Origin of the sequence: Xenorhabdus sp. SGI240, from assembly GCF_040081915.1 — a bacterium.
In the GTDB taxonomy this organism is placed as follows: Bacteria; Pseudomonadota; Gammaproteobacteria; order Enterobacterales; family Enterobacteriaceae; genus Xenorhabdus; species Xenorhabdus bakwenae.
In genome coordinates, this window is record NZ_JBEBMB010000029.1 from 1 (window position 1) to 25,868 (window position 25,868).

Consider the following 25,868-nt stretch of genomic DNA (forward strand, 5'->3'; position numbering starts at 1 on the left):
ACTTCTGAATCGCATACCTTGTTGTAAATGCGTTAAATTGTCATCTACACAACAAAACACCCAAATGATAAAATCTTGCTGTGACATAGCCTTTGTTCCTTTATTTCTCTCAGTTTGGCGACTTAAAGTTATAAAGGAGCGGCTATGTCATTTCAACTCACCACGAAAGTCGAGCATCGCGTTAATTTAACTACGCAAGACGATACGAGGCCTTATATTTCCCCGCTGCGCGAGGAAATATAACACGTATCTTGAAGTTGGATTGGTATAGAAATCGTATTGTAGTGATTCATTGTGTAATGTATTTGAAAGGGTGAAAATTGTTGTTTTGATCACACAAATGTGATCAATTTGTTACTAAATGTTGATATTTTTGTTTGTTGGGTTGATTATAGCTTTCCAAATTTTCTTGTCTTGAAAAAGTAAATATAAATTAAAACAGGCAGATTCATTAAGTATAAATATCAATTGGAAAGGCTATGGAAAAAAAACAAAAAGGGTTTGTAAAATATATTATGCAGGGAAGCCTCGTTACACAAATATCTATCGGTTTAATGGCAGGTATATTACTGGCATGGTTGGCTCCTTCTGTGGCTAAATCATCCGAATTGTTAGGAACACTTTTTGTAGGAGCATTAAAAGCGGCAGCACCTTTTTTAGTATGGGTATTGGTTATGTCCTCGATTGCAAATTATAAAGCAGGTCAAAAAACTAACATTGGTCCCATACTGTTCCTATATTTGTTAGGAACCTTTCTGGCAGCGATTGTAGCTGTAATTGGTAGTCTGCTGTTTCCATCGACGTTGACGTTAGTGACGAATGATATTCAGGTATTACCACCAGAAAACATTATTGAAGTTTTGAAAGGGATATTACTTAATATAGTAGCGAATCCTATTGATGCTCTTATAAATGCCAACTATATTAGTATATTGGCCTGGTCAACAGGAATAGGTGTTGCTTTACGTCATGGAAAAGAATCAACTAAATTTATAGTTCATGATCTAGCCGAAGCCGTAATGCAAGTTTTGCGTGTGATTATTCGTTTTGCACCGATTGGTATTTTTGGATTGGTATCTTCAACGATTGCAACAACAGGGTTTAATGTTTTATTAGATTATGTGCAATTATTGTCTGTATTGTTAGGGTGTATGGTTTTCATTGCTTTAGTAATTAATCCATTAATTGTTTTTTGGAAAATTCGCCGTAATCCTTACCCGTTAGTTTTCGTTTGCTTGCGTGAAAGTGGAATAACTGCGTTCTTCACTCGCAGTTCTGCGGCAAATATTCCAGTTAATATGGCAATGTGTCGTCGCATGAATTTAAATGAAGATACCTATTCTATTTCTATTCCTTTGGGGGCGATCATTAATATGGGGGGAGCAGCAGTGACTATAACCATATTGACATTAGCCGCTGTGAATACATTGGGAATTAATGTTGATATACCGACAGCCATTTTGTTGAGTATAGTCTCTGCTGTTGCTGCATGTGGTGCTTCGGGGGTTGTTGGGGGTTCTTTATTGTTGATTCCGTTGGGATGCAGTATGTTTGGAATTTCCAATGAAATAGCCATGCAGGTTGTTGCAATAGGTATGATTATAGGTGTAGTGCAAGATTCTGCTGAAACTGCGTTGAACTCTTCCACCGATGTGCTGTTTACTGCCGCCGCGTGTCAGGCCGAAGAGTCTCGTATCTCGGCTGATCGGCTGGCGCAGCGTTAATCAGAATAAGAACGGTGATAATTGGTTGAGTACAAATTATCACCGCCTTTGCCTTTAGTGGCTCCATTTATTACACTTTAAGTGCCAATCGGGTGCCTTGATCGATTGCCCTACGTGCGTCCAATTCGGCCGCGATATCTGCTCCACCAATGATATGTACACTTTTTCCCATTGCCTGTAACGGTTGATAGAGTGTTTTCAATGGCTCCTGTCCTGCGCAAATAATTACATTATCCACTTCCAGACATTGTTGTTCATCGCCACGACGGATATGCAATCCCTGATCATCAATCTTCAAGTACTGGACACTGTTTAACATGGTTACGCCCCGCATTAACAGGCTGGTTTTATGCACCCAACCTGTGGTTTTTCCTAAGCCATCCCCGACCCTGGAATCTTTGCGTTGCAGCAGATAAATTTTACGCGGGGAATGCTCGACCTGCGCACCTTCTGGTCGTAATCCTCCCCTATGCATAATTGTTCGATCAATTCCCCACTCATGGCTAAAAGCATGGCTACTCAAACTGGAACTTTGTCCGTTTTGACTCAGATACTCAGCAGTATCAAAACCAATACCTCCAGCACCAATAATAGCGACACGCATTCCGACGGGCTGCTTATGTTTTAAAACATCAAGGTAAGTCAGTACCTTTTCATGTTCAATACCATCAATATTGGGGATGCGTGGCATGATCCCTGTCGCTATGACAATTTCATCAAACGATAAAAGTTGGTCGGTAGTTGCCGTATGGTTGAGGCATACTTCGACGCCGTTCAAGGCTAATTGGCGTTCAAAATAGCGTAAAGTTTCATGGAATTCTTCTTTGCCGGGGATCTGTTTAGCGATATTAAACTGTCCACCAATGTGGTTTTCTCGTTCAAACAGCGTGACATGGTGTCCTCGGCTGGCTGCTGTGACCGCAAAGGATAATCCCGCCGGTCCGGCACCAATAACCGCAATGATTTTGGGGGCTATGGCAGGCGCGGCAATAAATTCGGTTTCATGGCAGGCGCGTGGATTGACCAGACAAGACGTCAGCTTGCCGACAAAAACTCTGTCCAGACAGGCTTGGTTGCAGCCTATGCAGGTATTGATTTCATCAGCACGCTCCTGTTCGGTTTTCAATACAAACTCGGCATCAGCGAGAAACGGGCGTGCCATAGAAACCATATCGGCACAGCCTTCACTGAGAATTTGTTCGGCAACCCGGGGGGTGTTGATGCGGTTGGTTGTAATCAAAGGGATGCTGACTTTTCCCATCAATTTTTGCGTAACCCAGCTAAATCCGGCTCTGGGCACCATCGTTGCAATCGTTGGGATATTGGCTTCATGCCAGCCGATACCGGTATTGATAATGGATGCCCCTGCTTTTTCAATCTCCCGTGCCAGTTGTTCGATCTCTTGCCAATTGGAGCCATCTTCCACTAAATCCAGCATAGAAAGGCGGTAGATGATGATAAAACGCTCCCCCGTGATAGCGCGGACTGCTTTGACAATTTCCAGCGCAAAGCGTATGCGGTTTTCGAAAGTTCCCCCCCATTTATCCTGTCGATGATTGGTGCGTGTGACCAGAAACTGATTGATGAGATAACCTTCTGAACCCATGATTTCCACGCCATCATAGCCAGCTTGTTGTGCCAGCTGGGCACAGTGGGCAAAATCCTTGATTGTCTGCCGGATGTCATCCTCAGACATTTCTCTCGGCATAAAGGGGTTAATCGGAGCTTGAATGGCCGAAGGCGCAACGGAATTTTTCTGATAGCTGTAGCGTCCGGCATGCAGGATTTGTAAAGCAATCTTTCCCCCAGCCTGATGTACCGCCTCTGTAATAAGCTTGTGGTGGGGCAGGTGAGCTTCACTATTCAGGATGCTTGCTCCTGCCGCAACAACGCCCTGTGGGTTTGGTGCGATACCGCCGGTCACAATCAGTGCGACGCCTCCCGCTGCCCGTTCTGCATAAAATTGGGCCAAACGTTGGGCACCGTCGGGATGTTCTTCAAGCCCCGTGTGCATTGAACCCATCAATACACGGTTTTTTAGTGTGGTAAAGCCCAAATCCAGCGGTGCAAGCAGGTGAGGGTAATTGCTCATTGCATTCTCCATCAAATATTTGGTAGCTCAAGAATATTATTGTTTTCCGTATGAAGCTAAACAGCTAAGTGGTCGGATGAGATGATAATTAAATTTAGACAGTTCCGGCATTATTGGAACCACTTTGTTAATTGATTGTGACAAATATCATGAAATAGAGCTTCAATCGCTCCTTAATGAAAATCTATTGAGGCGAGAAATTCCTCTTATTTATGGTTGCCGCATGTTTTTAACTGTGCATACTGTGAATATATTCTTACGGAATGATGAATAATTAAGCCTTGATAGAAAGTTAAGTGTGATAGAAATAAGTGTAGGGGAATGTAATTATGGGAAAAATAACAGATTGGGTTACGTTAACCGGAAAAAGTGTAACTTTAATGCCTTTGTCACATGATAGACATGATGAATTTGTTCGTGCTATTGAGGATGGGCAGTTACATAAGCTGTGGTATGCCAGTGTGCCTGAACCTGTCAATGTCCAGGCGGAAATTGAACGTCGTTTAACCCTGCATGCCAAGGGCAATATGTTGCCTTTTGCTGTCATCAATAATGCCACGGGGATGGCAGTTGGTATGACAACTTATATGAATATTGATGCGAATATTCCCAGACTGGAAATTGGTTCTACATGGTATGCGCATTCTGTCCAACGCACTGCAATTAATACGGAAGCAAAATTTTTATTGTTACAGTATGCATTTGAGGAACTGGAATGTGTCGCGGTGGAACTTCGTACCCATTTTTTAAATCACCAAAGCCGCAAGGCGATAGAACGATTGGGGGCAAAGCTGGATGGTATTTTACGTCATCACATGCGGGCCAAAGAGGGTTCGATAAGGGATACTTGCGTTTATAGCATTCTGTTCAATGAATGGCCCGCCATTAAAACGCATCTTACATGGTTAATGACGAAGCCACGTTGAGTGAACTATTTCTTTCTGGCAGGAGGTCAGGCGGCTTTCAGGGATGCCATGATATCATTTTCCAGATCATCCAGTAATTGATAGCGACGGCGATATTCGGCGCGTTTTTTACTGGGGATCTCATCCAAAGATTTTCTTTCTATGCATGATGGTAAATGGAAATCATTATTTTCATTTCTGACACCATTTAGCGATTCCCAGAAAGAATTGTAATCGGCTACCATCTTATTTTTCTTTTTATGCCAATAACGAATGCTACGGTAGATATGAGTCTCGTTACTGGCTGCCAGGATCTGTTCACAATTCATATGATCGGCAAAACGGCAAATAGCCTCAGTCAACAGGCGTTTGGGGAATAACCCATAACACTCTTTAGTTGCATGGCGGATAATCTCCAGAGAATTATCCCCTTTAGTTGGCCCTTGTAGTGCACCAATAAATAGTGTCTGTTTGCCATCAATCGTTAATAAAGTGAAAGCACACTTGGCCAGAATGACGTTCTCTGCGGTAGTAATATAGAAAGAGAGTTCACCTTCTTTATTCAGGTTGTCCAGTGCGTCAATATATATCAGAAATGTTTCATTTTTCCCTTGGATGGTTGTCAGTAAATAAGCATGAACTGAAAAAATCCGATTAATAATAGTAGATTCTAACTGTTTGAATAATATTTGATAATGCTCATTCAGAGCGCCGACAATCTGGTTACGTTTAAAATTAATGCTTAAGTAAGGGCGATGTAATTTGCAAGGCCAACTGGGTTGTTTTTTCAAAATATCCAGATAATGAGGCGTTTTGGTAATACCATTCAACAATTTTAATGTTGAAATGGGGGTCAGAAGGCTGCGTAGTGCAAATTTAGTACGGGTAGCGGAAGAATACCAGAATTCCCCTGGGATAATACGTTTTCCGACAAGATCAGCAAATAGCTTCATTCCTGAAGACGTAGGTTGTTGTAAATAACTCATTAATTCAAGCTCAACAAAAGTAAAAAATATTTATACTCACTCGATTTCAAGTTGCAGCACAGTGGCAAAAGGGTAAATCCCCGAGCAGAGCGAACTCTGTGTTTATAACTACGTGACTAAGGGATGTGGACGTAGCCAGCAAAGCTGTAACTTGAAAGGTGATGGGAATAGAGAGACTTCATTATATCATTGATTTATCAAATTCTACTCATATGTTTACAAAATATGCCTTTACTTTAAATTTATTTATTTTTTCTAGTAAAGAATATTACGCTATTATTATTTTTTTAAAATAATGCCTATTTTTATTTAACAAATTATTCCTTAAATGATATTTTTATTTTATATATTTATCTTATTTATGTATTATTCATTTTTAACATTCTCCCGTTTTCAAGCCAGTTTCATGTGTAATAGAGGAAATGGATTCCCTTGACCATCAAGCTCTGAACGAGAAAATATCTGAAATCCCATATATTGGTAGAAGCCGACGCCTTGTGTATTTTGCTCGTTTACATCTAATTCTTTGATCTGTAATTCATTAATAGCAAATTGCAGTAACATCTTACCGATCCCTGTTCTCCGTGCTTGTGGCGCAATAAACAACATTTCTACTCGATGTTGATCGGTACTAATAAACCCTACGATATTATCTTGTTCATCTACCGCTTTATAAACAGTGAGATTGGGCAAATAATCGTTAAGGATCTGTGGGCGTAAAACTTCAATCATTGACTTAGGCAAAAAATCATGAGTAGCAAGTACAGAGGCTTCCCAAATCTGAATCAATACTGAAAAATCAGCTTTGCTGGCTTGTTGTATTTGCATTTTATCCCCTCAATTTTTCTGTTGTTTGTGGTTTCAGTCTGAATGTTTTTTAGGCTATCTAGCGTGCCAGTACACGGTCTTTGCGGTACAAACTCGCCAGCAGCATATAAATCGCGGTAGCCAATAACACGATGAAAAAGAAACTCATCAGCCCATGGTACTGAACCTTAAAGTAGTGATGTAGCATAAAATGCCCTGCTACCAGTGGCCCAACGACAGAACCAATACTGTAACTTAACAACATGACCTGGCTTGCCACTACAATATAGGACGCATCCAGCTTGTCACAGGCAAGCGTGATCGCAATGGGGTACAGTGCAAAAGACGACATTCCCAACAAAGCCAGTGACACTATCATGACAATGTAATGTTCGAAGAGATAGGCCATTCCTACGGCGAATACCCCCAGTAATGAAATCATTACCAATAGAACAGTTTTGCTCATGATGACGGACAGCTTGCTGATAATCGGTTGTATGATCATTCCGCCCAGAATAGTGGCTGCCATCAATGCACCAACTTGATCGGTGCTGAAATGACTTTGACTGAGTGATAAAGGCATCAAACCATAGATGGTGCCCATAATAATACCTGATGTCATGCAGCCAACGATTGCTGGTTTACTGAATTCAGTCATTTTTCTCAGCGACATACTTTGGTGGTGGAGCGCAGGAGGTTGACCATGACGCACGAATAATGGGGGCAAAATTGCGACAAACAGCAGTGTCGAAATCACCATAAAGGGGATCGTCCCTTGAGTGCCAATAGGTCCAATCAATAATTGCCCTAAAGTTGTCCCACCATAAAGAGAAGTCATATAAAAGCTCAGGCGTCTGGCGCGTTCTTTGGCGTTGTCGCAGATCAACAGCCAAGATTCGATCACGACAAAGACACCGGCTACGGCAACGCCGGCAATACACCGTACAAATAACCAAATTTCTTTATTTGGAAAAAAAGGCAATGTAATGACAGTCGCTGACAAAAGCAACAAAAAAATAATAAATGAAAGACGGTGACCTATTCTGGCGATAACAGGTTCAATCATCATTGAACCGATTAATAAACCGACATAATAAGCACTAGCTAACCAACTCGCATAAACCGTATCAATGCTGAAACTTGCCATCGACAGAGGAATTAAGCTCATTAGGTAACCAGAAGCAATGGCAAAAACAGTCAAGCCGGCGACAGGTACAAATGCACTGTCATTCTTGCGCAGCAGTTTCACTACTGTCGTCTCCACATAAAAAATCAGCCAGAAATGTGCTGCTTCTCATCAAGTTTTTGCCGAATGGTGGTCACGATATAGGCCAGGGACTGGAATATATCTTGATGATTTAAGCAGTAGGAAAGTCACTCTATAACCTTGAGTGATGCGGACTATAGCCCTTTATCACAAAGAGATACAACGAGAAAAACTGATACTTATGAATGAAAAGATTTATGGAGAAAAGGGTTATGTAAATGCGAGGGTAAAGTACGCAAGAAGTCAAAATCATCAAAATAAAAATCTCTTTAAAATAAGCAATATGCGAGTATTAAAAATTATTTCTCCTGAATGTGGAGATAAATCTGTCATTAGCAAAAACAATCATAAGTACTATAAACTTGCTGATTTTATTGAGATTCTGTTGGATGTGAAAATATTCCATCCACTTGCGATTAATGTTTTTGAAATAGGTTTATTTCACTAAATTAATTTCTTGTTGAAAATATCTGGTTCTGTACTATGCTTTTTTTATGGGAAAAATATAATTACATTCTTTTCGTGAAGAATATTGAGTGCTTATGAGGCTGTTGTTTTCTAAAGTAAGTCTTAGGCAAAACAAATTAATAAAACATTCTAATTTATTAATAAACTGTTATCTGGGGGGGGTGTAAAATTTCGTAATGAAAAGAAAAAACAATGTTTGTTGCTATATTAAAACTGACTTAATTACTATTCTGTTTGACGTATAATCAGAAAATAATTTTAAGTTTTCAATTAATCTTTCTCGATTTATAAACCCGGGGGATATTATGAACAAATCAGAATCTTCTTTGTTTGTTGAAAAGGGATTAAAAATTATCGAATCTTTGTCTGAAGACACAACCGATATGTTAAAGGGCAAAACGACAGGTGATCCGATCATAAAGCCATCGGAACTTAAGAAACATATATATAAGGCTACTTTGTACTTAACTAGTTACTTTTTTTATTATACATTTACCCTGGAAGTTGATGGGGCGAAAACTTTTCACGGAAAAGGAGGAGGATTGGGATTTCCAGGAAAAGGAGAATTTTCTGGTGAGTTTTTTTTCAGTGTGGATGATATTAATATAATTTATCAGCAAGCGAAAATCTTTGCCGCACTTGTAACACCTCTCACTATTTCCGTAGGTTTTGTAAATTCATATTTAGAAAAATATGCACAATTTAATGGCACTGGATTAGGAACAATATCTTCCTCATTAACAGGTGGTGGTTATTGGGAATAATATACAGGGTTTTAAGTGATAACACTTTATTTTAATATAAAAAAGGCTTCATTTGTGAATTGATAATGATTGCCAAAGCATAAATCAAAACCACGTCGTAATGAAGCCTATCTTCCTGTCTCGGTCTATTTAAGGTCTCAATAGCGCGATATTTTCCGCCGCGTTTTCTCGGTAAATCTGACCATCATCATTAATTCCAACGACGGATCACAATCGAGGTATTGATTCCACCAAAGGCAAAGTTATTGCTTTGGATAAACTCGGTTTGGATTTTACGCGGTTGATGCATAATGTAATCCAACTCCCCACAGGCGGGATCAATCTCATTGAGATTGATTGTTGGGGCAAACCAGCCTTCGTTCATCATTTCCAGGCTTAACCATGCTTCAAGGGCACCACAAGCCCCTAGCGTATGACCGAAATAACTTTTCAGTGAAGAAATAGGTGTTTGATTGCCAAAAATATGGGTAGTCGCTTGGCTCTCTGCCACATCTCCCCGATCGGTTGCAGTACCGTGGGCGCTGATGTAACCGATATCAGCTGGCTGTAATCCCGCTGATTTCAGTGCCATTTCAATGCATATCTGCATGGTTTCGGATTTTGGTTGGGTGATATGAGAAGCATCACAGTTAGTGGCAAATCCGATGATTTCACCGTAAATCTTGGCACCACGTGCTTTGGCGTGCTCCAAGTCTTCAAGGATCAAGGTGCCTGCACCTTCACCAATCACCAGTCCATCACGGTTAACATCAAAGGGAGACGGTGTGGTTTTCGGTGCTTCATTTTTCTGGCTGGTGGCGAACAGCGTATCAAATACTGCCGCTTCGGATGGACACAACTCTTCAGCCCCACCTGCGACCATCACGGTTTGATAGCCGTGGCGGATAGCTTCCCACGCGTACCCAATCGCCTGACTGCCAGATGTACAGGCACTTGAGGTTGGGATCACTCGGCCACGTAAGCCAAAGAACAAACCCGTGTTGACGGCTGTCGTATGAGGCATCATTTGCACATAGGTTGTGCCTGTGATGTTATTGGTATGCTTTTCAGTCAGCATGGTGGCAAATTCGCTAACGGGCTTGGTACTGCCCGTAGAAGAACCATAGGCAATACCTGTTTCTCCATGGGTCAGTATTGGATCATTGAGTAAACCTGCCCTCTCTAAAGCCAGTTCTGTGGCGCGCGTTGACATCAGGGAAACACGCCCCATAGAACGAATGCGTTTGCGGGTATAATGTTCGGGTAAAATAAAATCCGTAACCGGTGCCCCAAGATGGGTATTAAGCCCATCATATTCTGCCCACGCAGGCATCTGTTGAACGGCATTAATGCCAGCTTTCAATTCTGCGGAAACAGATTGCCAATTGTGCCCCAATGCGGTAATGCCGCCCATTCCCGTAATCACGACCCTGCGGGGCTGGAATATAGCATTGCGGTTCATAGCATCCCCCCGTTGATTGAGATGACTTGACGGGTTACATATCCCGCAATATCAGACATCAAGTAGCTAGCAAGACCAGCCACTTCTTCCACTTGTCCCATGCGTTTCATTGGGATCATATTCATCGCTTCTTTCAAAGCCATTTCTTCCATTTGAATCATGTCTGTCCCAATCAGGCCAGGTGCAATACAGTTCACGGTGATTTTTCTTTTCGCCAATTCGATTGCCAGCGCTTTTGTTGCGCCGATAATCCCGGCTTTAGCTGCGCTGTAATTGACTTGTCCGCGATTGCCCATCAAACCAGAGACCGACGATAAGGTGATGATGCGTCCTCCTTGCCGTAAGCCGATCATCGGCATGACGCAAGGATGGATAACATTGTAGAAGCCATCTAAATTGGTATGAATGACACTATCCCAGTCATTGCCTTCCAGTGTTGGGAAAGCACCATCTTTGGCGATCCCTGCATTGCAGATGATGCCATAGTAAGCGCCGTGAGTTTCGATGTCCTTTTCCAGTTTTTCACGGCAGGTCATTCGATCCGAAACATCAAAAGGCAGAATACGGCCACTGCCTCCGTTTGCCTGAATGTGTTCCAGTGTCTCTTCCGCACCTTTAGCATCGCGGTGATAATGTACGATGACAGTAAAACCCTCTGCCGCCAGTCGGCAGGCAATTGATCGGCCTATCCCTTTGCTGGCACCGGTCACTAAAACTGAACGCATTATGCTACTCCATCCTGTTTATTTGTGAGTTGTATGAGTTCTGTTTTGTTAGGTTGATAGGTGTTCAGACGGCCTGTCACCAGTACGGTGCCATTGCAACTGATTTCACCTTCAAAACTGCCAATTTTTTCATCTTGCAGTATTAAATTCATCTGAATATCCAAAACACTGTTTGGTGTGAAAGCGGGTACTTGGCATCGTACTGCACGTCCGCCCAGTAACATGCCCAGGGCGGAATCTTCCTCTTTTCTTTCCTTGCGATGCCAGCCAGACCAGACCCCAATGGTTTGGGCCATGATTTCAATGGCAAACCAACCCGGCAGATGGCCTTCCTCATTGAGGAAAGGGGATAAAACACCCTCTTGGCTGACTGTGACCTGACAATGGACATAATTGCTGGATACGTTGAGCACGTTTTCCAGTAACACCATGGGGGATTCATGTGGGAGATAACGATCCACTGGTAAATAATCAGGCATTATGCAGCTCCCAAAATCAGGCTGGTATTGTTGCCACCAAAAGCAAAAGAATTTGACATGACAATCGGTTTTTTCAGTGCTTGTGATTGGGTTAGCAAACCACAAGCAGGCAGAGAGGTATCTCTGCCTGAGCGTGAAAAATCCTGTGCAGGCAGTGGTAAGTGACGTGTGAGCAGTAACCAGCAAAGCCCCGCTTCACAGGCACCTGCGGCACCAAGAGTATGACCGGTTAAATACTTGGTGGAGCTGCATGGCGTGTTTTCACCAAAAATGTGATTGATGACAATCGACTCCATCTGATCATTCAATTTCGTGCCTGTTCCGTGCAGGTTAATGTAACCGACTTCGGCTGGAGAGAGTCCGGCATTTCTCAGTGCCATATTGATAGCTTCAATGGCCCCTTTTCCTTCAGGATGAGGGGCTGACATATGCCATGCATCACTTGATTCTCCTACGCCGAGTAAGGCTATCGGTTGGGGTTCTCGCGTTAGCAGCAGCAATGCAGAGGCCTCTCCAATAGTAATGCCCCGGCGATCCTCACAAAAGGGGGCACACAAGGTGGGAGAAATGGATTCCAGGCTATTGAAGCCATTGATTGGCATACGGCTCAATGTGTCCGCACCACCAACAATGGCGACATCCGCCAGCCCCATTTCAATCAGGCGTTGACCGCTGATAATCGCGCGTGAACTGGATGAACAGGCTGTGGAGAGAGTAAATGCAGGCCCATTAATGTTCAGGTAGCTGGCAAGAAAGCGGGAAGGATCGCCCAATTCTTGTTGGTAATAATGGTAATGCTCATTGGGTTGCTGATGCATTGTGCGACTGACATGCTGATCACCTTCGTCGAGACCGGATGTGCTGGTTCCCATAATCACCGCGATGCGTTCCCGACCATAGTGGGCGATGGCTTCGTCCACTTGTGGTTTTATTTGCATCAAGGCAGCCAGTAACAAGCGATTATTGCGGCTGTTGTGCTGAAACAGGCTGTCAGGAATGACGGGTAATTCAGCGTCAACGCCGCCCAAGCAGCAGGTTTTGTCGGGTTGTAACCAGCCTGAACGCTCATACATTCCCGGCGCCTGATTAAGCACGAGATTCTGTGCAATCTCATCCACATTATTGCCTAAGGCATTGAGCATACCTACGGCGGAAATATAAATCATGTCTTACTCTTCTAAATGCTGAATGGCGATGTCATAGCCGAAAACGAATTGCTGGACGCGAATCGGGCGTCGTTTGCCATTTTGGGTATCATAATAAATTTCTGTGATTAATTTTTCTTTTTTATCATAGAGTTGTCGGATGTTGCCGCTCTCTTTGAGCCTCCAGCCATCAGGCAATCGATTTTGCCAAGCGGAAGCTGGCCAGTAACTGAGCATAATATCGGCCAAGACTTGGTTGGCAGGGGGAAGTTCCGGCAAGACAATAGATTGTTCGGTATGAACGCCATTTTTGTCGTAATCTAATTTGAATAACCGGATACCTAACGAAGACAACCCTGCCAGTGACAAGTGTTGCTTATCAGCATTAAGCAGCACAATCAATGATTGTTGTTTGCCTTTTACGGTAGCTGTTAACAATTGCTGTTCATTAATGGCAGGCGTTATGGTTGGCTCCGGTAATAAAACACGGACACCCGGTTTCAGCCATGCACTGGGGGGGCCGTTTTGTGGCGCGTTCGTACAGGCTGCCAACAGGCAGGTCAAAGACAGGATGAGTAACCGTGTCATGATTGCTTCTCCCTTTTTTGGTGTTTCGCTATTGCCAGTGGTGATAGCAGGAAAGCCGTAAAGATCCCACTGCATAACACGATGCCAAAACTACTGATTGCCTGGGTGTTGCTGAACATCAACATGCCCAGCGTGAGCAATGAAGTACACATTGCTACGCTGATCGCCAATAGAGAGGTTAGCGGAGTGCCACGAGGATTGCTGAAAAACAGGGTGTAGTTGATGCCAATACCCAGCACCAGAACCAGAGCTAATATTGAAAATAAGTTAAGGCTATGACCACTAAAACCGAGAACCGCCAGCCCACAGCCGAGGGACAGCAGTGATGGTAATATGCTGATGACGCCACGACGCAGGCCAAGCCGTGCTATGTAACTGGTAGCGATCAGGATGATTGAACCTGCTAACAGCCAGCCAAGTATGGTTCGATAGAATTGAAACATCTCATCGAAAGCCAGCTTGCGATCAACCCAACTGATCCCTTCCTGTTGTTCTGCCAATTGACGCATCAAGACACTGTTTTTAACGCCAGTGACCGGGAGCAGAACGCCGCTGTGGCCATTTGGCAGGGTTATCCACATCAACCTCCAACCTTCACTAACTGCACTGTTAAGCCAGTCATTCGGCGTCACAGTCATAGCGTGAGTATCTGGTTGTTTCACTGTTAATCCTGCTTCTGTCAACCGAGCTACGATATTGGGTGTAGCCGCCTTGATCAGCGCAAGATCTTGATGTTGTTGAGCAAGAGAGGAGAGAGGAAACCGTTGGTAATGGCTGATATTACCTTGCTGTTTTTCTGTATCCAATTTGGGAATAAAGGATTCCAGCCGTTGCAATGTTTGCTCTGCATTATCACCATAAATAACGAACCACTTCTGATCACTGCGCTGTCCGGTTAACGCGGAAATGTGTTTTTCCTGTTGATGGATATCTTGTGGTAGCGCCTGTAATTGGGCAATGTCATCATTGATCTGCAAACGGGAAATTCCCAGTACGGCAAAAATCGCCAACATTATAGGTAATCCCATATAAAACAGCCGATTGCGTCTCCATGATGCCAGCCAACGCATTAACATGATCATGGACGGAATGGGGCGTACGGGCAGGTTTTTAGCAAGTCGGGGATACCAACAAATGACGGTTAAGCAGGAAGCGGTTAACCCCGCAGCAGCAAACACCGCCAATTGGCGTAGACCGGGAAAAGGTGCAAACATCATGATTAGATAGGCAATGACAGTGGTTGCCAATGCCATTAATAAGGCAGGCAAGACTTTCTGCATACTTTGCCATGACGTCATTTCCTGACCATGTACCATGCGTTCTGTTAGATAGTAAATAGCGTAGTCAGCGGAAATGCCGATAATACTGATGCTCATCACCAACGTCATGAAATGCAGTTCGCCAAAGATCCCTAGCGTTACGACAGTACCAGCCAAAGCACCGATACTGATGGAGAGAACGCACAGCAATAAAGGTTTCAGGGAGCGAAAAACAGTGTAGATGAGTAGCAATACACCGAGCACTGTGGCGCTGCCCAATGTTGAAATATCGTGTTTTGCTTGTTGGGTGGCGTAATCGCTGTAAAACAGGGTTCCCCGTGAAATCACTTTAGCATCAGGAAATTGAGCTTCCAGAGACTGCTGTATCTGACTCAACTCAGTGACAGCATGATGGCTTTGCTGCATATCAAAGGAAGCGCTTTTTAGCTCACCATGAAGTAAGTACCAGCTTCTTCCCGAATTATCTTTGGCAACTAACCAGCCACTTTGAAGCCGTAATTGACTGGATGTCTGCTGGAGTGCCAGTTGTGAGCCTCTGACCAGCATGAAGGGATCATTATTGAGTTCTTTTCCACTGACACCAGAAAAGGCGGAATAAATCTGAGATAAGATCCAGTTTGCTTGCTGATTACCATCATCTTTCAGTCTGTCACGGGTAGCAGGATCGAGCATTGCATTACGGTGTTCATAGTAAAAACGCCCCCATGCTTGTTGTTGCTCTGCCGTCATTGGCCCTTTGACATTGGTCAGAAACGGCGTTTTTTGCAAATGCTCCAGCCAGTATTGTGCAGGGGCAGTCTCCTCATTTTTTCCCGGACTGACCATCCACACCAATTGGCGATCAAGACGTTGCATGAACTCTTCTTGCAAGGCGAGAGGCATGTTTCCCGCATTTTGCGCCGGCAATAATGCCAATACGCTGGTGGACAGGCGAGATTGAGGTAACAAGATGGCCAGCCATATCAGCAGGATAGTGCATGTTAACAACCAGAGTAGTGCCCACCGACGTGGCTCAGAATTTGAAGTATTGCTTTTCTTCATGACTCAGCGTCTCTGGTGTTAATTGGTGTTGGGTAAAAGAGAGTTCTGTACGATCTCCCTGGCGATCAGTCAGTAAAATAGCATCAAGGTGGGTTTGACCGTTTAGCGTAATCGCCGTGAAAAGCTTATCCAAAGGAGATGTTTTGGGTGTCAGTACCAAGCGCCATTTTTCCTGCCCAAGGTCGTTGAATTCGATTTTGAAATTTTCTTCCAGCACAGCACGATCGGCCTGAAACAGCGCTCGCATCAGATGGTTGAACTGAAACAGTTGTGGATTAGAATCAGCGGTGACCACTTGGGGTGTTTGCCCTGACATGGCTTGTACCATATGGTTGTCATCCAGCAACAGTGTCAGTGGAAACGGTTTTTGCTGATGCCACCATAGCCCTTTATGTTGTGAAACCAGTATTTGACCACTGGAAGACAGGGGTTGAGACATACCTTGAATTTGCCGCACTTGTGTGAAGTGCGCTCGCACAACGGGTTGGTGAGCAAACCGCTGTTGTAATTCCTCAAGGGTGATGGCATATGCCATATTATTGATTGCCATGAAGCTTGTTGTCAGGAACAGCAATATCCAGCGCCATTTTTTCACGGCTTCATCCCCATACGTTCGAATAGAATATCTGGGCTGATAAAGCCCATTTCCTGTGTTTCTTGAGAAACGGCGACCTGAATGGTGTAGCCGACAGTGGTTTTTTCGCCGCTTGCTGCATCAAAAACTTGATAGGCAATTTTCAGGCGGTTTTCAAATTCTTCGATGGCCGCTCTGATGCGTATTTTTTGTTCAAAGAGGACGGGGGCGCGGTACTTGATTTTGGCGTCAACGACAGGCCAAATGTAGCCGGATTCACGCATTTCTCGATAACCATAATTGAGTTGATTCATCAGGGCTTCACGGGCAATTTCAAAATAGCGAAAGTAATTTCCATGCCAAACAACGCCCATGGGATCAGCATCATGAAATGGCACTGTCAATTCAACCTCGGCAGTAAAACGAGGATCAGTCAGCATTTTTTATTCCTTATTGGTTCGGGCAGACGGCAATTGCCAAAAATCGAAAAAATTAAACCAATCTAGCGGGGATTGCAGGGCATAATGTTCCAGTCGGGAAGCGTAGAGATCCACCGCTTGCTGCAAAGCTTGTTCTCTCTGTTTACGTGGCAATTCAAGGGGATTGGCAAAATGCTCACAATAAATTTTGAATTGGTTATTTTGCCGAAGAGCGAACATCAGCAGCACAGGGCAGTGCAACACGGAAGCGAGGATAAATGGCCCTTGCGGGAAGGGGGCAGAATAGCCAAGGAATTGACTCCATACGATGCGTTGAGTGTTGCCTCTGGAAGGATTAACGGCAATCCGATCACCGACAATGGCTACCCATTCGCCAGCGTCAATTTTTTCTTTCAGCATGATAGCGGTATCAGCCCCTATATCCGTGACTGGCAATAAATTGATCCCCGCTTGTGGTGAAATTTCTTCAATGACCTGTTTGAAACGTTGAGCATGTTCAGTAAAAACCAGTGCATTGATAGTCTGTTTACCCGCTTGTTGTGCCAGTGCCCGGCAGACTTCAATATCTCCCAAATGCGAAACCAACAACAATTTCCCGCCTGAATTGTCATCCAATAATGTTTGTTCTGCACCCTCCGCAAATTCAATATCTTTTCCCCATTTCAAGTCACCCCGCCAGCTGGCGATTTTATCCAGCATGGCCTGGCCAAAACGCAGATAATGGCGATAACTATTAAGGCCTTGTGGAGTAGCAATACCTCTGTGTTGCAAGGTTTTTTTCAGTCTCTCAAGATATTGGCTGGATGCCTGGCGTTGTAGACCGCCAGTTAGCCAGAAATAACCAACAACAGGATAAAGCAACCATTCAAAAGGCTTGCGTCCAAACCATCGGTAAACCGCTAGCATGAACTTCATGCCAGACAGCCCCTTACGCTCTTGAATATCTGACCAATGGTAGCGCTTACGCCATAATAGTGAAGGAATGCGGGGTAACATGCCGAAAAATAGGCGGGTATGCATCCATGAGATGCTAAGATTATCCTTCAACGCATCAAAATGGGATAGGCCATTTTCAGGATAAGTGACTTTTGTTGGCACAAATTCATTTTCTGTTCCCTGCCAATAAAGCCGCACCATGATTTCGATATCAAAATCCATGCGATGCCCGACATCTTTGTCAGCCAACAGTTGTAGCGTAGGTGCCAATGGATAGACACGAAAGCCACACATACTGTCTTTAATAGACAAAGACAGGGTTTCCACCCAAACCCAGAAATGGGTGATATAGCGTCCATAAAGGCGGGATTTGGGCACGGAAGCATCATATTGCGGGCTACCGGAAATCAAGTGATCGGGATACTGATGTGCCTTTGCCAAAAACAGGGGAATATCTTCCAGGCAATGTTGACCATCGGCATCAACTTGTAAAACATGGCTGTACCCTGAATCCGCCGCTGCCCGCATTCCTGCCATGACTGCACCACCTTTGCCCTGATTATGTTCAAGGCGGATAAGTGTGACATCAGGAACGGATTGTGCTAAATCTTCGAGGCGATGTTGAGTCTCGACTTCACTGCCATCATCCACGATAAAACAGTGGAGATGATAAGGGGATAACCTTTCCAATACCGCAGGCATGGTCGCGCCGTGATTATAACAAGGAATAACCACGCAAAGAGTAATTGTATTGGCGCTCAACGACATAGCTTTATTTTTCCCTGGCTTGCAGCCTGGCCTTCGTTTCCATTCTGGGTTTCTAAGTCATAACGGAAGACCAGCAGGTGTTTTTTTTCATCCCATTTGATGTTCAATAGCAGTTTGTTGCCTGGTAGCAAAGGACGCTGGAATTTCACCATTTCAATCGAAGAGAAAGACCAGTCTGGTGTCAGCAGGGGTTGAGCATAATGCATGACCCAATCGATTTGAGCCACGCCCGGCAGAAGTGGCTGAATGGGAAAATGTCCTCGGAACCAATCCAAATTGGGATCTAAATACAGTTGTACAATGACCTCATTGGGGGCAGGTTGCTCGCGATGAATTTCAATGGGTTTCATTAAATAGTTCCTGTAATGCAGGCCATGAGCGTTTGCTTTGGGCATTTAAGGGAATGGCTTCAACGACTCGCCAATAACGTGGCAATGCGACAGATTCCAGCCAAGGTTTTAACTGATGACGCCAATCTTGTGACAGTTCGTGAATTCCTTGCTGTTGGTAACGTTTGCCGGTTTCGTGATCTAAAACGACTACCGCACCAATGCTATTGCGTTTACCTCGATTAATCGGCAATACCGCTGCGTCAGCGATCCCTGAAATGTCACACAGACGGCGTTCGATTTCTGACAGGGAAATGCGTTTTTCTTCAATTTTCACCAGACGATCTCGGCGCCCTAATAGAGCAAAATTACCCTGGCTATCGAAGGCAAACTGATCATCCAGAATCAAACCAAAAGGTTCAGGAAGAAGAGGAGAATAGACACGCACATTCTTTTCTTCATCTTCTTGGAATGACACTTCTTTAAATGTGGTCCAGACTGCATTGTCCGTTTTACGGCTTCGCCAGGCCATTATGCCGGTTTCGGTACAGCCATAAATTTCATTAGGCGGCGTGTTGAACCACTGCATTGCTTTTTCCGCATCGGTGAAATGCAAAAGCCCACCCGCAGAAACGACAAACGTGCAATCAGGGCCGGGGAGTTTGTCATCAAGCCGTTGTAGGAAGGCGGGACTACTGATCAGTGCACAGCGTGGGCTATTGGTAAGCTGCTCAGGAAATTCTACTATCTTGCGATCAAATGTTAAGCCCAGTGACATGGGTAGCCAGATGCGGAATGTTAAACCATATAAATGCTGGTGGCTGACCGAAGCTCTGACAATGCAGGATTGTAGCTTGTCTCCCCACAGAGAAGCCAGCCATTGGGATTCAAGATCCATGACGGCAATGGGCTTGATCACTGCTTGAGGAATGCCTGTCGAACCAGAAGTGAACATCACCAAAGTGGCATCTGGTGAGATGGCTGGTAATGTGATGTTAGGTGAAGTTTTTTCTGTCGTATCAATTTCTGGATTAGACGATGTAATCTGCCAGCAAGGACAAGATAAGCTCAGAGGTAAATCCGTCAATACTGCATCAAAAAGAGATTGCTGCTCCTGTAATTGGGCTTCGCGACAATGACCCGGAATAACAGGGATTTTGCCGGCATGAAGTGTTGCCAGCAAGGCGACACAGAAGTCATAGCTATCTTCAAAACACAAAGCCCAGCGGGAAGCTGCGCGTTTTGGCTCTGTTATGTGCAGGTTTTTCAGGCGTAAATATAATACGGTGACATCCTGCCGAAGTTTATTCAGGCTGATAGGATGATTGCCCCGATTGCCCCAACTGACCAGCCGCTGGGGACCATTATCCTCTGATAGCCATTGGGATAGAGGTTGTGCTTTCATCATTTTTTTACCCGTTGGCGTACCAGCCATTCAATGGAAATGAGTAATCCAATTAATAGATAGCTCACCACGCCGTTCCATAATGTCCACAGGGTCATATTGTTATACAGGCAAGTTCCAAGTGACACTGTGCCATTGAATATAAAGAACAAGCACCAGATGTAAGTGACCTTACGTGTATAGATAATACCCTTTGGGGGTAAATTAGGCTCTTTGATACGGGCTATCCTTTCAATGATAGGAGGCCCGCAACGTAATGAGTTGCTAAACAGAATCAGTAGAACAGCATTAACAACCACGGGATAGTACATAAGAAGTTGGTGGTTGCGCAGAAACAGGCTGGCTAAACCCAGGGTTAGCCCTGCTATGGATAATACCCAACTGGTTTTCTGCTGACTGTAGGCCAGATGTTTGTTCGACAATAATCGCAAAATAAAAAATAGAATAATAACAATCAATATGGCATGAAATTGTCCGTAGTGAACCATCGCCCAGCCTAAAAAAGGCCAGGCGATTAACATTACGGCATTGGCAATACGGAGCAATAAAATCAATGAACTACCCACATGTTTATCGTTTTTTTCTACTTTTCTGATGGTTTATTACTGATTATTGCTCTTGCAACAATTGTTCCACGGCATCCACGACATCCTGCACGGTGCGAACAGACTTGAATGCTTCAGGCTTGATTTTTCGCCCCGTTTTCTTTTGCAAATGTACAACCATATCAACGGCATCAATGCTATCTAACTCCAAATCTTCATAGAGCCGTGATTCAGGCGTAATGTCTTCGGGAGATAGCTCAAACAATTGAACCAGTAGCTGGGAGACTTCCTGAAGAATCGCTTGTTTTTCCATGATGACACCTGTTCTTATGCTTGTTGTGACTGGATGTAAGACGCCAGCGAGGCGACAGAAGTGAAGTGTTGGCGCATCTCTTCACTTTCAGAAGATAATACGATGCCATAACGATTTTTGACGGCCAGTCCCAGTTCCAGAGCATCGATAGAATCTAAACCTAAACCGTCGCCAAACAGGGCGGCATCGGTTTCAATATCCGCAGGTGTAATATCTTCCAGATTCAGGACATCTATAATTAATTTTTTTATTTCAATATGTAACTCTTGCATCATCGTATCCGACATCTATTAATTTGATGGTGTTAGTAATTGAGTAAGTTGACGATTAAGTTGGCGGGCAGCGATGGCATGCCCGTTTTCTGTATCAACAGCGAAATTTTCATTGGTGAGTTGTTCACCAATCGTGATCGTATAAATGGGTTTTTTCGGTGGGATTTGATACCACTGGCTTTTTTTATCCAGCATTCTTTGGCTGCAAGTGATATGTATGATCCGTAAATCACATTCACATCGCACCGCGATATTTGCAGCCCCACGTTGCAGTGTCATTGACTGACCCGGTGTCGTGCGGGTTCCTTCTGGGAAGATCAAGATATTGTGACCAGAAGCTAGTCGCCCGCGACAGACAGGAAGCAAAGTTTCTGCATCACTGTTTACCGGGTAACGTGCAGAACGAATGACGCCACTGATAAAAGGATTGCGCAGTAATGCAGATTTTACGATGCAATCTATATCTGGTAGTGCCGATGCCAAAATAACGTAATCCAGCAAAGTCGGGTGATTAGCAACAATCAAACAGCCTTTATCCGTACGGACTTTATCCAACCCATTGAAATGATAATCCAGTACCCCTAATTTTTTGGTCAAAAAAAGGAACAGGCGAAAACTCAATGAAATGCTGTGGCGGGCAAGGTGGCTGCGTTTATCTTCATTGCGTTGGAAAACTAACAATAAATTAAACCAAATAAGAGAGAGTAGTAACCCACCCAGGCCAAAAAGGGTAAAACACAACCCGGTCATGAGCAGACGCCAGAGCCAGTTAGTGCGTTCAATGATATTGATTGAAATCCTTTTCATCATCCTATCGGCTCCAATTCCACTGGCAATGATCCCCTGAAACAATGAAATTCTGTTCACCCTGCAACCAGTTACGAAGAAACTGGAGGCTTTGAGGAAGACTCGGTTCTGTTTCCACTGAAAATTGCTTTGTACAATGCAGGCCAGTACCTTGCTCCAGGAGCAGAGCTACCGCAAAGGGATAGGTTGGGGTCTTGGCATCGATGACATTGTGATAAAAGCGGGGGATCTCGCCCTCAAAATCGACAAGCAGAACTTTACGATGACCCGTATGAAGCAGTGTTAACGCTTCAAATAGTCCTTGCTGGAAACTGTCAATACCTGCCGAAACGGAAGAGGAAACCAGAGGCGTCTTAGCGACAATGGTTAAATTACCGACAGAGGAGTTATGAACTGACATGGTAAAATTGGTGGGCGAAACATTCTCTTTTTGCGCCAGATTCTGCAATATCTGGTAATTACGTTCTAACTCGCCATGACGGCTGGTATAGACAATGGCATCGACCTGATTGCGACGTAGGATGCTCAAGCCACAATCCACAGCAAGGCGACTGCCGGAGCTTAAGCGGCGGGCTGTCATCATCGGTAATTGGGTGCATTTCTCTAATGGCCGTGATTGATCAATAGTGACGGGTAATGTTGCAGACCATTTCTTCCACTCATCAATATGAGAAAGCCCAGGAGCGATGGCTTGCCAGTCTGTAATATTCAATGTCAATTTCATGAAATACCGTCTGTTACTGTTTTTTGCAGATCAGTAATGTGTGGCCCAAACCTAACTGATCTATTTGGTTTTCTATAACCAATCCAGCTTTATTGAGGAATTGGGTAAAATCATTAATGCTGTAAAAACGACTATTACCATTTGCCATACAAGTAAAATAGAGCGAGGTAGCATTAAGGCTATAAGCTGCTGCTTCAAAAGGCTGGCAGTCCCAAAACAGCTCCATGATACAAATTCGAGCATCAGGTTTCATCGCTGCGGCGATCTTGCGTAAAATGCCTGTAATCTGTGTTTCGGAAAAACAATCAAGAAATTGGCTCATCCACCAAATATCTGCGCCTGTGGGTAAATTGTTATCCGATAACATGTCAACAGGATGGCCGAAAATACGATCAGTCATTCCCTGGCTGCGTATATTTTCTTCAGCCAATTTTATTTGCTGGGGTAAATCCAGAATAGTGACACTGACTTTACTGTCATATTGGCAACAGCGCAATGCCCATTTTCCTGTATTGCCACCAACATCATAAATCACTTTAGGATCCATGGAGAAAACCGTTTTCAATGCTGCATTAAAGGCGGAATCAGAATAAAAATGGTCAAATGAAAACCAACTTGTTTTCGCAGGTTCGGGTAGTTGACTTAGGGCAGGGTAAATAGTTGACCATTCACCGAACACTTTTAATCCAGCTGGCTTATTTTTCAGAAGAGATTCTTTCAGGTGAAATAGCCCTTGATAGCAGACGTCTTGCGTAAAATCCATATTGACGCGAGTCATCTTGTCATGCAGCAAATAATGTCCAATCTTACTGAGGAAATAACGATCATCTTGTTTGAGAATAATTCTGCCACTCAACCCCATATCTAACAAAATACCCACACCGTAGCTGTCTAATTCGGAATTGCTGCAAATTTCATCTTTAGTTACACCATTTTTATGGTTTTTATCCAGGAAAGATAAAATCCCGCAATCACGCAGTCCGATTGCTGTTTGAAATAGCATAGGAGCGAAAGCAATGCGCTGAGCTTCTGTAATCGCTTCAAGTGCACTGAATTCATCTTTTTCATAATTATAGGGTGCGGTCATATATCCAGATATCCAATAGGTCTATAGCCAGAAAAAGCCTATCTCATCAGGATGTTTTCATTGATTGGGATAGGCTCTAAAGTAAGTGTTTATTTATTAGCCAGCAGGGATAAATTTAACTGAATGTCTCTATCTAGGTTATTGACCCAACGGTTATAGTTGCGGTGAATTTTTCCGTCACCCTCTCTTAGTTCATGGCTCTTGACATAATTGATAGAGTAGTTTTTGGCGGTATAGTTGATGCGTATTTGCACGTCATGCTTACGATTTTTCAGTAAGCCATTAATAACCCCAGGAGAGACTTCAGTCATTACCCACTTGCGGTTCTTACCTGCTTCCAATATTGCTTTTTTTACGGAAGATAGGGAATTTTGTGTCACGATGGTGGTTTGGGGAGTTAATATCGGTACGTTACGAGCGCAGCCTGCAAGAGAGACAATGCAAGCCAGACTGATTAATAGCTTATATGAAATTTTCATTATTTTTCTCATGGTAAATAAGACAATATAGATTGTGAAATAGTCACGTTGCGCAGAATAGTTTAAATAAATTCCAACAATACTGCTACATCTATCACTTTATTATAGATTTTATCTCTACTTTTTATTTATTTTTAGAATTTATTAACTGTGGCTGTGAATATGTGTGTTTATTTATTCTGTTAATTTAAAATTAGTTGGTTGAATATCGAATCGGATTTTTATATTGATTTTGCGGATGCTTATATCAATGGTAATGGGTTTTGTGCATGCATTTTTTAGTAATGTAAGTGATAAAAAGGTTAATAATAATCACTGTCGTTATTTGTTGGATTAATATTTAAATATGAGTACTGCTGTTTTTTCCATAAATAATCAATGAAACAAATTTATTGATATCATGAAAGAAAATATGTACTCAATAAATTTCAAGTGGCAGCACCAGATTAATGCCGTTCACCCCGAATTATCGGCAAGGATGCATTTACCTAATATTTTAGCGTGTCTTCCAGACCACTCCCGGTTGTTACGCGCCAGGTTCTCCGTCCCAATAATCAACTTCGTCGCTGACCCGCCCAACAAAATGAAGCAACTTTCCGTCTTGCTGCTTTAACACAGACTGAAACTTGCCCGAATCCGGATATCCAATCACATCTGCTGAAACATTTGTTGAAATAGCAAGATAGCGCAATGGAACTGAACCGGTGTTGATTATTTGATGGGCGGTCTCTTGCCCTCCCGCCGGAGCACTTACAACATCACCCTTCCCAATCGAAAACTCATCGGAGCCAAAACGGTAAGTGCCGTTACCTTCAAGAATAAAAAAAAGCTCGTCCACGCTATGATGGTTGTGAAACGGGCAGCTACTTTTACCTTTCGGCACTTCGTTATAGGTGATACCTAAATGCTTAAGGCCAAGCTGTTGCCCAAAGGAAATATCTGATCCCTCATAGAGTTCGCCCTGCTTCCAAGAGTTAAGGGTAAGATTTTTTAGATTGATGATAGGGTTCATTAATTCTCCGGGTATCGTTAGATTATCTTTCTATAATTCCGCATTTTTCATGTTTTTTGCATTTTAAGTGGCGATTAGGGAAATAAGTTAGGCGTCGTAATGTTCAGAGAATGTGATAAATATTGCAGGGAGAAATACGAATACGGTTCATTACCGTAGCGGTGTTAATCGGTTATACCTCGCGCTACTGCCAGAAGGTATCCTATGGGTATCCTAGAAAAAACTAAGGGGTCGCACTTTTGATGCAACCCCCTGATAAATCTGGTGGCCCCTGCTGGACTTGAACCAGCGACCAAGCGATTATGAGTCGCCTGCTCTAACCACTGAGCTAAGGGGCCGTTGAACTGGAGGGATTATACGGTACAGTTTGGTGCTAGGTCTAGTCCCCAAAATTCATATGCGCATTTTATAGACAATAATCAGTATCTTTTAACGTATTTCAGTCTATTGTCAGTAATCTGGCTG

Annotated in this window: 27 protein-coding genes and 1 tRNA gene; 4 read left to right on the forward strand and 24 right to left on the reverse strand. The window is 43.5% G+C overall.

Features of this window, described 5'->3' with window-relative positions:
* The first annotated feature begins 479 nt into the window (after nt 1-479).
* Nucleotides 480-1,724, forward strand: coding sequence for a serine/threonine transporter SstT (gene sstT / locus ABLA76_RS07630; RefSeq protein WP_348987475.1), 1,245 nt, complete (start codon nt 480-482; stop codon nt 1,722-1,724).
* Between the two features lie 70 nt (nt 1,725-1,794).
* On the opposite strand, the gene ABLA76_RS07635 is transcribed toward sstT, so the two are convergent.
* Nucleotides 1,795-3,816 carry an NADPH-dependent 2,4-dienoyl-CoA reductase gene (locus tag ABLA76_RS07635; protein ID WP_348987476.1) on the reverse strand — a complete coding sequence of 674 codons (2,022 nt, stop codon included), beginning with the start codon at nt 3,814-3,816 and terminating at the stop codon, nt 1,795-1,797.
* A 329-nt stretch (nt 3,817-4,145) separates the two neighbouring features.
* On the opposite strand from ABLA76_RS07635, the gene ABLA76_RS07640 reads away from it, so the two are divergent.
* Entirely contained in the window at nt 4,146-4,742 is a 597-nt protein-coding gene (locus ABLA76_RS07640; RefSeq protein WP_047771216.1) for a GNAT family protein, read from the forward strand.
* Between the two features lie 26 nt (nt 4,743-4,768).
* Here the strand turns inward: ABLA76_RS07640 and ABLA76_RS07645 are convergent, their stop codons facing one another.
* The 3 genes from ABLA76_RS07645 to ABLA76_RS07655 form a co-directional block, all read right to left on the reverse strand.
* On the reverse strand, nt 4,769-5,707 hold the full coding sequence (locus ABLA76_RS07645; RefSeq protein WP_348987477.1) for a VirK/YbjX family protein: 939 nt from the start codon (nt 5,705-5,707) through the stop codon (nt 4,769-4,771).
* A gap of 393 nt (nt 5,708-6,100) precedes the next feature.
* Nucleotides 6,101-6,535, reverse strand: a complete 435-nt coding sequence (locus ABLA76_RS07650) for a GNAT family N-acetyltransferase (protein WP_348987478.1) — start codon at nt 6,533-6,535, stop codon at nt 6,101-6,103.
* Nucleotides 6,536-6,593: 58 nt separating this feature from the next.
* The gene (locus ABLA76_RS07655) at nt 6,594-7,763 is read right to left on the reverse strand and encodes an MFS transporter (RefSeq protein ID WP_348987479.1); all 1,170 of its coding nucleotides are present in this window, start codon (nt 7,761-7,763) and stop codon (nt 6,594-6,596) included.
* Between the two features lie 199 nt (nt 7,764-7,962).
* Between ABLA76_RS07655 and ABLA76_RS07660 the strand changes: the two genes are divergently transcribed.
* Together ABLA76_RS07660 and ABLA76_RS07665 are read left to right on the forward strand one after the other, a co-directional pair.
* Complete coding sequence (locus ABLA76_RS07660; RefSeq protein WP_348987480.1) at nt 7,963-8,229, forward strand: hypothetical protein; 267 nt, start codon at nt 7,963-7,965, stop codon at nt 8,227-8,229.
* 325 nt (nt 8,230-8,554) lie between these two features.
* Complete coding sequence (locus ABLA76_RS07665; RefSeq protein WP_348987481.1) at nt 8,555-9,013, forward strand: VapA/VapB family virulence-associated protein; 459 nt, start codon at nt 8,555-8,557, stop codon at nt 9,011-9,013.
* Nucleotides 9,014-9,203: 190 nt separating this feature from the next.
* On the opposite strand, the gene ABLA76_RS07670 is transcribed toward ABLA76_RS07665, so the two are convergent.
* The 20 genes from ABLA76_RS07670 to ABLA76_RS07765 all read right to left on the reverse strand — a co-directional run bounded on the left by ABLA76_RS07670 (nt 9,204) and on the right by ABLA76_RS07765 (nt 25,741).
* Nucleotides 9,204-10,454: a beta-ketoacyl-ACP synthase gene (locus ABLA76_RS07670; protein WP_348987482.1), complete on the reverse strand. Its 1,251-nt coding sequence runs from the start codon at nt 10,452-10,454 to the stop codon at nt 9,204-9,206.
* A complete protein-coding gene (locus ABLA76_RS07675) occupies nt 10,451-11,182 on the reverse strand; it encodes a 3-ketoacyl-ACP reductase FabG2 (RefSeq protein ID WP_047766659.1) in 732 nt (243 codons plus the stop codon). The genes ABLA76_RS07670 and ABLA76_RS07675 overlap by 4 nt, the downstream gene beginning before the upstream one ends.
* Nucleotides 11,179-11,658 carry a hotdog family protein gene (locus ABLA76_RS07680; protein WP_348987483.1) on the reverse strand — a complete coding sequence of 160 codons (480 nt, stop codon included), beginning with the start codon at nt 11,656-11,658 and terminating at the stop codon, nt 11,179-11,181. Before ABLA76_RS07680 ends, ABLA76_RS07675 begins: the two co-directional genes overlap by 4 nt.
* On the reverse strand, nt 11,658-12,824 hold the full coding sequence (locus tag ABLA76_RS07685) for a beta-ketoacyl-[acyl-carrier-protein] synthase family protein (RefSeq protein ID WP_348987484.1): 1,167 nt from the start codon (nt 12,822-12,824) through the stop codon (nt 11,658-11,660). Before ABLA76_RS07685 ends, ABLA76_RS07680 begins: the two co-directional genes overlap by 1 nt.
* A 3-nt stretch (nt 12,825-12,827) precedes the next feature.
* Nucleotides 12,828-13,391: a DUF3261 domain-containing protein gene (locus ABLA76_RS07690; RefSeq protein ID WP_348987485.1), complete on the reverse strand. Its 564-nt coding sequence runs from the start codon at nt 13,389-13,391 to the stop codon at nt 12,828-12,830.
* On the reverse strand, nt 13,388-15,712 hold the full coding sequence (locus ABLA76_RS07695) for an MMPL family transporter (RefSeq protein ID WP_348987486.1): 2,325 nt from the start codon (nt 15,710-15,712) through the stop codon (nt 13,388-13,390). The genes ABLA76_RS07690 and ABLA76_RS07695 overlap by 4 nt, the downstream gene beginning before the upstream one ends.
* Nucleotides 15,684-16,262: an outer membrane lipoprotein carrier protein LolA gene (locus tag ABLA76_RS07700; protein WP_348987523.1), complete on the reverse strand. Its 579-nt coding sequence runs from the start codon at nt 16,260-16,262 to the stop codon at nt 15,684-15,686. The genes ABLA76_RS07695 and ABLA76_RS07700 overlap by 29 nt, the downstream gene beginning before the upstream one ends.
* A gap of 41 nt (nt 16,263-16,303) precedes the next feature.
* Nucleotides 16,304-16,726, reverse strand: coding sequence for a thioesterase family protein (locus tag ABLA76_RS07705; RefSeq protein WP_047766654.1), 423 nt, complete (start codon nt 16,724-16,726; stop codon nt 16,304-16,306).
* Nucleotides 16,727-16,729: 3 nt separating this feature from the next.
* Nucleotides 16,730-18,430, reverse strand: a complete 1,701-nt coding sequence (locus ABLA76_RS07710) for a glycosyltransferase (protein ID WP_348987487.1) — start codon at nt 18,428-18,430, stop codon at nt 16,730-16,732.
* Complete coding sequence (locus ABLA76_RS07715; RefSeq protein WP_348987488.1) at nt 18,421-18,780, reverse strand: hydroxymyristoyl-ACP dehydratase; 360 nt, start codon at nt 18,778-18,780, stop codon at nt 18,421-18,423. Before ABLA76_RS07715 ends, ABLA76_RS07710 begins: the two co-directional genes overlap by 10 nt.
* The gene (locus ABLA76_RS07720) at nt 18,767-20,167 is read right to left on the reverse strand and encodes an AMP-binding protein (RefSeq protein ID WP_348987489.1); all 1,401 of its coding nucleotides are present in this window, start codon (nt 20,165-20,167) and stop codon (nt 18,767-18,769) included. The genes ABLA76_RS07715 and ABLA76_RS07720 overlap by 14 nt, the downstream gene beginning before the upstream one ends.
* Nucleotides 20,164-20,718 carry a hypothetical protein gene (locus ABLA76_RS07725; protein ID WP_285808666.1) on the reverse strand — a complete coding sequence of 185 codons (555 nt, stop codon included), beginning with the start codon at nt 20,716-20,718 and terminating at the stop codon, nt 20,164-20,166. Before ABLA76_RS07725 ends, ABLA76_RS07720 begins: the two co-directional genes overlap by 4 nt.
* A gap of 55 nt (nt 20,719-20,773) precedes the next feature.
* Nucleotides 20,774-21,025: an acyl carrier protein gene (locus ABLA76_RS07730; protein WP_047766650.1), complete on the reverse strand. Its 252-nt coding sequence runs from the start codon at nt 21,023-21,025 to the stop codon at nt 20,774-20,776.
* A gap of 11 nt (nt 21,026-21,036) precedes the next feature.
* Nucleotides 21,037-21,294 (reverse strand): phosphopantetheine-binding protein, encoded by a 258-nt coding sequence (locus ABLA76_RS07735; protein WP_348987524.1) that lies wholly within the window; start codon nt 21,292-21,294, stop codon nt 21,037-21,039.
* Nucleotides 21,295-21,312: 18 nt separating this feature from the next.
* The gene (locus ABLA76_RS07740) at nt 21,313-22,101 is read right to left on the reverse strand and encodes a lysophospholipid acyltransferase family protein (RefSeq protein WP_348987525.1); all 789 of its coding nucleotides are present in this window, start codon (nt 22,099-22,101) and stop codon (nt 21,313-21,315) included.
* Nucleotides 22,102-22,105: 4 nt separating this feature from the next.
* Complete coding sequence (locus tag ABLA76_RS07745) at nt 22,106-22,825, reverse strand: beta-ketoacyl synthase chain length factor (protein WP_348987490.1); 720 nt, start codon at nt 22,823-22,825, stop codon at nt 22,106-22,108.
* 13 nt (nt 22,826-22,838) lie between these two features.
* Complete coding sequence (locus ABLA76_RS07750; RefSeq protein ID WP_348987491.1) at nt 22,839-23,912, reverse strand: class I SAM-dependent methyltransferase; 1,074 nt, start codon at nt 23,910-23,912, stop codon at nt 22,839-22,841.
* A gap of 89 nt (nt 23,913-24,001) precedes the next feature.
* Nucleotides 24,002-24,391 (reverse strand): hypothetical protein, encoded by a 390-nt coding sequence (locus tag ABLA76_RS07755; protein WP_348987492.1) that lies wholly within the window; start codon nt 24,389-24,391, stop codon nt 24,002-24,004.
* Nucleotides 24,392-24,917: 526 nt separating this feature from the next.
* Nucleotides 24,918-25,403 (reverse strand): cupin domain-containing protein, encoded by a 486-nt coding sequence (locus ABLA76_RS07760; protein WP_285808661.1) that lies wholly within the window; start codon nt 25,401-25,403, stop codon nt 24,918-24,920.
* A 262-nt stretch (nt 25,404-25,665) separates the two neighbouring features.
* A tRNA-Ile gene (locus ABLA76_RS07765) sits at nt 25,666-25,741 on the reverse strand.
* Nucleotides 25,742-25,868: the final 127 nt, after the last annotated feature.

Bases quoted from the DNA above. Each gene is read 5' to 3' on its own strand.
- ABLA76_RS07670 (WP_348987482.1), bottom strand. From the start codon at position 10,454: ATGAACCGCAATGCTATATTCCAGCCCCGCAGGGTCGTGATTACGGGA.
- ABLA76_RS07750 (WP_348987491.1), bottom strand. From the start codon at position 23,912: ATGACCGCACCCTATAATTATGAAAAAGATGAATTCAGTGCACTTGAA.
- ABLA76_RS07650 (WP_348987478.1), bottom strand. From the start codon at position 6,535: ATGCAAATACAACAAGCCAGCAAAGCTGATTTTTCAGTATTGATTCAG.
- ABLA76_RS07755 (WP_348987492.1), bottom strand. From the start codon at position 24,391: ATGAAAATTTCATATAAGCTATTAATCAGTCTGGCTTGCATTGTCTCT.
- ABLA76_RS07680 (WP_348987483.1), bottom strand. From the start codon at position 11,658: ATGCCTGATTATTTACCAGTGGATCGTTATCTCCCACATGAATCCCCC.
- ABLA76_RS07640 (WP_047771216.1), top strand. From the start codon at position 4,146: ATGGGAAAAATAACAGATTGGGTTACGTTAACCGGAAAAAGTGTAACT.
- ABLA76_RS07720 (WP_348987489.1), bottom strand. From the start codon at position 20,167: ATGATGAAAGCACAACCTCTATCCCAATGGCTATCAGAGGATAATGGT.
- ABLA76_RS07695 (WP_348987486.1), bottom strand. From the start codon at position 15,712: ATGAAGAAAAGCAATACTTCAAATTCTGAGCCACGTCGGTGGGCACTA.
- ABLA76_RS07700 (WP_348987523.1), bottom strand. From the start codon at position 16,262: ATGGCAATCAATAATATGGCATATGCCATCACCCTTGAGGAATTACAA.
- ABLA76_RS07685 (WP_348987484.1), bottom strand. From the start codon at position 12,824: ATGATTTATATTTCCGCCGTAGGTATGCTCAATGCCTTAGGCAATAAT.
- ABLA76_RS07645 (WP_348987477.1), bottom strand. From the start codon at position 5,707: ATGAGTTATTTACAACAACCTACGTCTTCAGGAATGAAGCTATTTGCT.
- ABLA76_RS07745 (WP_348987490.1), bottom strand. From the start codon at position 22,825: ATGAAATTGACATTGAATATTACAGACTGGCAAGCCATCGCTCCTGGG.
- ABLA76_RS07705 (WP_047766654.1), bottom strand. From the start codon at position 16,726: ATGCTGACTGATCCTCGTTTTACTGCCGAGGTTGAATTGACAGTGCCA.
- ABLA76_RS07635 (WP_348987476.1), bottom strand. From the start codon at position 3,816: ATGAGCAATTACCCTCACCTGCTTGCACCGCTGGATTTGGGCTTTACC.
- ABLA76_RS07710 (WP_348987487.1), bottom strand. From the start codon at position 18,430: ATGTCGTTGAGCGCCAATACAATTACTCTTTGCGTGGTTATTCCTTGT.
- ABLA76_RS07660 (WP_348987480.1), top strand. From the start codon at position 7,963: ATGAATGAAAAGATTTATGGAGAAAAGGGTTATGTAAATGCGAGGGTA.
- ABLA76_RS07690 (WP_348987485.1), bottom strand. From the start codon at position 13,391: ATGACACGGTTACTCATCCTGTCTTTGACCTGCCTGTTGGCAGCCTGT.
- sstT (WP_348987475.1), top strand. From the start codon at position 480: ATGGAAAAAAAACAAAAAGGGTTTGTAAAATATATTATGCAGGGAAGC.
- ABLA76_RS07760 (WP_285808661.1), bottom strand. From the start codon at position 25,403: ATGAACCCTATCATCAATCTAAAAAATCTTACCCTTAACTCTTGGAAG.
- ABLA76_RS07740 (WP_348987525.1), bottom strand. From the start codon at position 22,101: ATGAAAAGGATTTCAATCAATATCATTGAACGCACTAACTGGCTCTGG.
- ABLA76_RS07715 (WP_348987488.1), bottom strand. From the start codon at position 18,780: ATGAAACCCATTGAAATTCATCGCGAGCAACCTGCCCCCAATGAGGTC.
- ABLA76_RS07665 (WP_348987481.1), top strand. From the start codon at position 8,555: ATGAACAAATCAGAATCTTCTTTGTTTGTTGAAAAGGGATTAAAAATT.
- ABLA76_RS07735 (WP_348987524.1), bottom strand. From the start codon at position 21,294: ATGCAAGAGTTACATATTGAAATAAAAAAATTAATTATAGATGTCCTG.